Genomic DNA, 5,335 nt, shown 5'->3' with positions numbered 1-5,335 from the left:
GTCAACGCATACAACGACAGAGCCGAGCCCTTCGTCTGGACCAAGAAAAAGGTCCGTCAACGCCGTTTCAAAGGCCGCCGTATCACTCAGCTCTGATTCCGGGTACTAGATTTCAATCCGCAGACCTCCGCCGGCTCATTCACGCCGATCTTTCGCTAAGTACAGGCAGGTCTTAGTTCTACTCGAAGGATTGCGCGGCCGGGTCCTTTGAGAAGCGAAGAACCAGCGTGTCATCGTCTTCGTCAACGCTGCCCTTCTCGAAAGTTATCTCGCTAATCATAAAGCCTTGATCCAGAAATCTGCCTACGGTCGAGCCGCCTTCTGCATCGCCAAGAAAATGGCGAAACTGCTCCTCGGTGATGCGACCTGCCAGAAAATCCTGGAAGGCGCGACTGGACATACGATACGTGATGTCGTTACCGGTCGACGTCATGCTTACACCTTCATACCATCCGCGCTGCTCCGGAGCGAAGGCGCCCTGCCTGAAGAGGGACCGCGCCTGAGAGCCAGTTGAACCGCGGAAGTGGCAGGGTTGCTTCGATCTTGCGCAGGCTGTCCAGGAGGCCAGGGGTTTCAACATCCCAAAAGACGACGGCCTTCCAGCTTCGCTTTGGCTCCTGAGAAAATAGTCGATAATCCTTTTTGGGCACGAAGACCACGACAGCATCGACGCGCCCTTTCTTGTCGGAGAGAAACCGGCGGATGATCTTTTCCGCGGTGGCATTCCGCTCGTTAACGTTCGGGAATGGCGCGCCCAATTCGTCCAGGGTCCTCGATCCGATCTCTGAAAGAAAGATGATCCGATATGTCCCTTCGGGCGCCCCTTCGATTTGTGACAGCTTTTGGCTAAGGACATTGTAGATCGGATTGTCCGTCTCGGAATAGACGCGCGGCGGTCGCGAGGTCCAGAAGTTGTGATACCGTATCTGCTTGTAATTTTTCTTCTCGATCTCGACACATAAGCCGCTCTCCTCAACTCTCAGATGTTGAAGCGGCTCATTGTTCGACAGTACCCATTCCTTGATAAGCGCCTTCGCTGCGTCAGATAACATGTAACGCTTCGGCGCGGCGATCCCGCGCATTCTGATTCCGCGCTCAATCTCGGTCGTCTCGGCAAATCGGAAGTACAGATAGTCGCCAAATCCCTTTTTGATCGTATTGGCGTGGGCAACGATGGTCTGCGAACATCGATCCATGAGTTGTTGGCCGGAGATGGAGTTGTCGTTGGTGGACGCTATCTCAACGACCGCGGGCCTATCCGGCAGCAGGCCCTCGACATAGGCATCCGGCTTTTTTCCATTCACCCACCACGCCGGTTCGACCTCCAAGCAGTCGAAATCCCTCATCGCCCAAACCAGCGCCAATTCCATCTCCGCCGGCAAGGCCTGCTCGACGCGCTTATTGTTTAATCGCGCGACCAGATCGGCTCGCTTGTTGCCGTCGAGCAGGGGCCGCAGATCGTTCAACATTGCCTGAATGCGGCGGCGGGTGAATATGGCCATGGCGGCGCGCTTAATCGGTCCAGGAGCGAATCGAACTTCATTGTGGCATCTCGTTGCTCAAACGGTAAGAATCAGGGATACAGCACATCGCAACAACGGTGATTATACCATATAAACAAATAGATAGGATCATACTTGCATGATTTTTCAATGAAACAACTTGCAAATCGGCCCTTTTTGGTCTATATTGCCAGGCATGACCAAGCTCGATGAACTCAAGCGGCATCTGAAGCCGGGACAGGCCTATCGGCGGGCCGATCTGGCCCGCTGGTCGACGTCTGTCGATCGGCATCTCAAGGAGCTTGTTGAAAGCGGCACCCTCAAGAAGCTCTCGGGCGGCCTGTACGTGTATCCGAAGGAAACGGCTTTCGGTCTGGCGCCGGCAGCTGACAAGGATGTCGTGAGCGCTTTCCTGAAGGACGACACGTTTCTCCTGGCGTCGCCGAATGCCTACAACAGTCTGGGCGTGGGCACGACGCAGCTCTATGACAAGACCGTGGTCTACAATCACAAGCGTCATGGCGAGTTTCAGCTCGGCAATCGCACGTTCGCCTTTCGGGTGAAGCCACGCTTTCCAAAATCACTGACAAAGGAATTCTTGCTGGTCGATCTCGTTAACAACGTCGATCAGCTTGCCGAGGCCAAGGACGAAGTTCTCAAGCGCGTGGCGGAGCGCGCCGCGGCATCCGATCAGAGGCGCTTGCGTCGTGCGGTGCGCGAATATGGAAGCGAGCGCGCCAAGAAGTTCTTTGAGCGCGCGCTGAGAGCGGGCGAATTGCATGCCGCGTGATTTCCTCCACAATCACCCGCAATTTGCGGATCTCATCCGGATTGTGGCGGACGAGAAGGGCATTGATCCGGCCTTGGTCGAAAAGGACTACTGGATCATGCACTGCCTTTACGGACTTGATGAGCTGGGCTTCATTTTCCAGCTCAAAGGCGGCACGTCGCTTTCCAAGGGCCACAAGATCATCAGCCGGTTTTCGGAGGACATCGACATCCTGATCGAACCGTTCCCCGGCCAGGATGTAAAGACCGGCAAGAACCAGAACAAGCCGGCCCATATCCAGTCACGCAAGGACTTCTACGATTGGCTGGCTGGCGAGATCAGGATTGACGGCATCTCGAATGTCGAGCGCGACACTGAGTTCGACGATCTGCCGAACTATCGCAGCGCCGGCATCAAGCTGAATTACACGACGGTCGTGGAGGCCATGGAAGGACTCCGGGAGGGCGTTCTGCTGGAGGTCGGTTTCGACACCGTGGCTCCGAACGCGCCAAAAGACATCAGTTCATGGCTCTACGACCGGGCTGCTGCAAGCAACGTGGACGTCATCGACAACCGCGCCACGGAGGTGCCTTGCTATGACGCCGGCTATACTTTCGTTGAAAAGCTTCAGACCGTCTCGACGAAATTCCGCAAGCAGCAGGCGGATGGCAGCGATCCGGTCGGGTTCATGCGTCACTACTACGATATCCATGAGCTGCTCAAGCAGCCCGACGTTCAGAAATTCATTGGCACGGGAGCCTACACGGCTCACAAACAGGCACGTTTTCGCCAAGGCGACAATCAGAACATCGCTGAGAACGAGGCCATCCTTCTGAGCTATCCCAAGACGCGCGCACAGTACGCGGACGCCTATGAGCGCAGCAGCGCGCTCTACTATGCGGGCAAGCCGACGTTCGAGCAGATACTTGCCGAGATCGGCAAGTGGGCTGACAAGTTATAGCCTTCAGAGCGCAGCGCCGTTGGATAATCACCCTCCGAAACGCCCGCAGCCAACCCGGCACAAGCCATTCCTTTTGTGGTAAGCCTTTGTCGAGCATGGCACCGCAAACGCTACCGACCGTCCGCGTTTTTGCGCCTGAACTCTGGGGCGAGGTCGACCGCTTTGCCAATTTTTACGGAGAGACCTACAAGTTTTCCGACCGTGACCGACGTGCCGTGAGCGGCGTCGCTACGCATCTCGAAAAGGCGATCACACTCCGAGCCTTAGCCGTCAAATTGAGACCTGGCCTCGATATCGACCGAGATCAACTCAACAAGAACGGGTTTACGCCAGCCGTAAACTCTCGCGAACTGTCAACCGTTATCGAAGCGGCTGTCCTTGAGCTCTACTCCTCGGTCGACTGCACCGTGAAGGTCCTGCATGCCATTTACAGCAAGGGCTCACGGTCATTTCCGGGCTCCACAAGAAAGCTGTTTCAGAACATAGATAAGGTGACCGGCGGTTTTCCTGAAGAGCTAAAGGACGCGATCCGTTCCGCTCACTGGTACAATGGTCTCCTCTATTGGCGCGATGAGCTGACCCACCTCGCCACCGGCGGATGTTCGCTGGATCATAATACGGGCTCTGTCAGCTACATGCATACAGGCATGCGACAGCACGGAAACGCATATATCATCAATGATGTCTTTGCCTGGATCGATGACGCGATCGAGAAGATCAACGCCTTTACCGGCGTCATCTTTCACTTGCTCAATTCGACTTTGAAATCCGCCCTCGTGCAGCAGGTTTGCGGCTTCGTCGAGGGGCGCATTCTGATCAGATACCTCGATCCAACGGAACCCCTCGACTTCAATAGCGGACGATGCTTCGCTTATCAATGGTTCGAGAAGCCCGAAAACCCGACCTGTCCGATCGTCGAGCACTGCGGGGCTTACAAGCGAAAGATGCCGCCCGGCCCGCCGGTCACAGCAGCCTAATCGCCCTGCTTCCAACAAGCCTTCAAGACTTATCTCGGCACGATCATCACGCGAACAGTCATTTTCTCGTTGTCGCCGCTTAAGTCGTTCTCAACACTGCGGGGATTTGAAGTACGTCCTGCCGGGTCGTACACGACACAGTAGAGGCTGCGGCACATCGGATGCTGCTTGTACTTCGCGACATCGACGGTCAGTTGTTCGCCGAGCTGCTTCGTAGTCAGAGAGGGCCGTGTCATCTTGATCTCAACCACCGACTCGACTTCCGGCAGCAAGAAGTCCATGCGTGAAGCACCTCCGGCATAACTCGGAGACCACTCCTCTTTTCGAATGTCGTCGAAATAAATGATCAGCAGCGCGTGAAACAGATCCTGAACGTCGTACTCGTCTTCGACTTCGAGCGTGGGGCGCTCCTCCCGCCTCTCCCGAAGCTGACGGATGACAGCGTGGAGTCGTTCGGCTACCTGAGGCCGACGCGCGCCGTTTCGTGGCAGATACAACTGCAAGACTGCGAGAGAGCAGCCAAATTGCGGCTCCATTTGAGCCGCTTACAGTCCTAGAAGCCTTGACGAGCCACCACCTATTGATGCGCTCTGGAGACGGCGTTGCGTTCCAACATCAGCAATTTCAGGAATGGTATGCGAGCCGCCGCGTTGCCGAATTGATGAAGGCGGCGGCAAACGGTGATGCCGGTGCCCGCGTAGAATTGCGCGCATCCGTCTTGGACCGCCCCTCGTGGGAAGAGTCAGTCTTGTTCGCCGCCGAACGGCTATCGCGAGAGAGTAACGGCGCGGAAGTCGTCGCTCACGCCGTGCGTCTCGCCTTGCCTATCGATCCGATGCTAGCGGCTGAGATGATCTTCCGCGCTGCACCCGCATTTTTGGGATCTCGTACGAGACGATATCATCACGTTCGCCACGCGTTGGCACCAGCCGGGCAAAGCAGATCGTGCCGTTCGCTTTATGATCATGACAGGCCGACCTGAATTTGCCGCGCAGGTTTGGCCCCTCGCGTCAAGCAGAGAGCTGGCCCCGGTTGTTTGGACAGCGCCCCGCTGGATTTAAGTGGATTCCTGCCGGGTTATGCTGAACGCGGGGCTTTACGGTTTTGTCGTTGCGTCGGGAGGGCG

At 56.3% G+C, this 5,335-nt stretch carries 6 protein-coding genes; 3 read left to right on the top strand and 3 right to left on the bottom strand.

Translation table 11 applies throughout. The features are described 5' to 3' along the window. Positions 1-178: 178 nt before the first annotated feature. Both QJT78_RS48130 and QJT78_RS48125 read right to left on the bottom strand, forming a co-directional pair. The gene (locus tag QJT78_RS48130; protein WP_028154617.1) at positions 179-433 is read right to left on the bottom strand and encodes a hypothetical protein; all 255 of its coding nucleotides are present in this window, start codon (positions 431-433) and stop codon (positions 179-181) included. A gap of 10 nt (positions 434-443) precedes the next feature. After that, positions 444-1,502: a hypothetical protein gene (locus QJT78_RS48125; RefSeq protein WP_038976597.1), complete on the bottom strand. Its 1,059-nt coding sequence runs from the start codon at positions 1,500-1,502 to the stop codon at positions 444-446. A gap of 196 nt (positions 1,503-1,698) precedes the next feature. Here QJT78_RS48125 and QJT78_RS48120 point away from each other — a divergent pair, with 196 nt between their 5' ends. The 3 genes from QJT78_RS48120 (at position 1,699) to QJT78_RS48110 (ending at position 4,209) form a co-directional block, all read left to right on the top strand. Next, complete coding sequence (locus tag QJT78_RS48120; RefSeq protein ID WP_038945626.1) at positions 1,699-2,292, top strand: hypothetical protein; 594 nt, start codon at positions 1,699-1,701, stop codon at positions 2,290-2,292. Further along, the gene (locus QJT78_RS48115) at positions 2,282-3,232 is read left to right on the top strand and encodes a nucleotidyl transferase AbiEii/AbiGii toxin family protein (protein WP_038945625.1); all 951 of its coding nucleotides are present in this window, start codon (positions 2,282-2,284) and stop codon (positions 3,230-3,232) included. Before QJT78_RS48120 ends, QJT78_RS48115 begins: the two co-directional genes overlap by 11 nt. A 95-nt stretch (positions 3,233-3,327) precedes the next feature. Further along, a complete protein-coding gene (locus QJT78_RS48110) occupies positions 3,328-4,209 on the top strand; it encodes a hypothetical protein (protein WP_049808081.1) in 882 nt (293 codons plus the stop codon). Positions 4,210-4,238: 29 nt separating this feature from the next. Here QJT78_RS48110 and QJT78_RS48105 read toward each other — a convergent pair whose 3' ends face one another. Beyond that, the gene (locus QJT78_RS48105) at positions 4,239-4,745 is read right to left on the bottom strand and encodes a hypothetical protein (RefSeq protein WP_049808080.1); all 507 of its coding nucleotides are present in this window, start codon (positions 4,743-4,745) and stop codon (positions 4,239-4,241) included. Positions 4,746-5,335 lie beyond the last annotated feature (590 nt).

The sequence above is a fragment of the Bradyrhizobium sp. Mp27 genome, from assembly GCF_029953005.1.
GTDB lineage: Bacteria > Pseudomonadota > Alphaproteobacteria > Rhizobiales > Xanthobacteraceae > Bradyrhizobium > Bradyrhizobium barranii.
Note: the sequence above shows the minus strand (reverse complement) of the source record. Positions and strands in the feature narration are given on the sequence as shown.